The 1,495-nt window shown below is 67.4% G+C and carries 2 protein-coding genes; both read left to right on the top strand.

All coding sequences use genetic code 11. The features are described from left to right. Window position 1 precedes the first annotated feature (1 nt). Complete coding sequence (locus DBR34_RS07405; RefSeq protein ID WP_258223729.1) at window positions 2-469, top strand: C40 family peptidase; 468 nt, start codon at window positions 2-4, stop codon at window positions 467-469. Window positions 470-615: 146 nt separating this feature from the next. Further along, window positions 616-1,377, top strand: a complete 762-nt coding sequence (locus tag DBR34_RS07400; protein ID WP_258223730.1) for a C40 family peptidase — start codon at window positions 616-618, stop codon at window positions 1,375-1,377. Window positions 1,378-1,495: the final 118 nt, after the last annotated feature.

Raw genomic sequence — 1,495 nt, 5'->3', positions numbered from 1 at the left:
GTTGAGCGCGTGTGGCGGCGGCAAGACCACCCGTCCCGCCGCCCCGCCCGCGTCCACCCAGGTCTGGCCCAGCGTGGTTCCCAACGACCCGCAGGCAGCCAATGCGGTGCTGATGCGCGCCATCGGCCTGGTCGGCACGCCCTATCGTTACGGCGGCAACACCCCGGAGTCGGGCTTCGACTGCAGCGGCCTGGTGACCTACGTGTACCGCGAGATGGTCGACCTCAAGCTGCCCCGCACCTCACGCGACCTGGCCGCGGTGCAGGGCCCGAAGATCGAACCCAAGCGCCTGGCGCCGGGCGATCTGGTGTTCTTTGGCAGCCGCGGCAACGTGTCACACGTGGGCATTTACGTCGGCGAAGGACGCTTCGTGCACGCCCCGAGCACCGGCGGCACGGTCCGGCTGGACTCGCTCGGCGGCGCATACTGGAAGGACCATTACACGGGCGCAAAACGCGTTCTGCACTAAGCTGAACAGGGGTAAGGGTCAAATTTGTGATGCGCATCACGTGTTTGTAAACGAAAAATTAACGAAATTTGTACCTAATCACTGCGCTTACACGGCATCATCACCCATCGTTTTTATTAAGTGACCGCCGCGTGACGACAGCCGACCTGCCAAGCCAAGGCCAGACCGCCGCCCCCCAGCGCTGCACCCGCTCCGTTTTTCTCGCCGTCGCGCTCTGCCTGGCCAGCCTTCCGGCCTGGGCCCAGTCCGCACCGGCCACTGCTGTCGATGCCGCTTCGGCCGGCGCCAGCACCTCCGAATCCTCCGCGATGGCAAAGCCCAAGGCTGATGCCCCCGCCCGCAGCAAGGCCGACGCCGCTGCCAGCGCCACCCTCGCCGCCCTGCTTCCCCATCTGGCCGCGAACGACACCATTCCCCTGATGGACCGCTCGGCGATGTTCGCCGGCGACCTGAGCCGCCTGCTGGCCAACTACGACGCCAGCAGTGGCGCCAACGGCGCCGTGGTCGGCGGCGCGGCCGACAACGGCAAGGTGCAGTCGCTGCTGCGCCGCGCGATGACCCTGCTGGGCACCCCGTACCGCTGGGGCGGCACCTCGCCGGACAGCGGTTTCGACTGCAGCGGCCTGGTCGGCTACGTGTTCCGCACCGCTCTGGGCATCGAGCTGCCGCGCGTCTCGCGCGAAATGGCCCACGACGGCGAAGCCGAACTGATCAACGACCGCAACGCGCTGGCTGCCGGCGACCTGGTGTTCTTCGGCCGCAAGGGCCGGGTTGACCACGTGGGCATCTACGTCGGTGAAGGCCGCTTCCTGCACGCCCCCAGCACCGGCAAGGACGTCCGCGTGGACAGCCTGATGACCGGCTACTGGAGCGCCAAGTTCATGCAGGCCCGCCGCGTCGACCTCTGAGTTGCCACCGCCCGCCTGTTGAAAAGAACCGCTGCCCTGCAGCGGTTTTTTTTTGGTTCCTCCCCCGGTCGTGGCGATGCGCTTGGCTCCCTCCATGGCCACCGGCCAAGTGTCGAGG

It is taken from the genome of Stenotrophomonas sp. HMWF003 (assembly GCF_003061285.1).
Taxonomy (GTDB): domain Bacteria; phylum Pseudomonadota; class Gammaproteobacteria; order Xanthomonadales; family Xanthomonadaceae; genus Stenotrophomonas; species Stenotrophomonas maltophilia_AP.
Note: the sequence above shows the minus strand (reverse complement) of the source record. Positions and strands in the feature narration are given on the sequence as shown.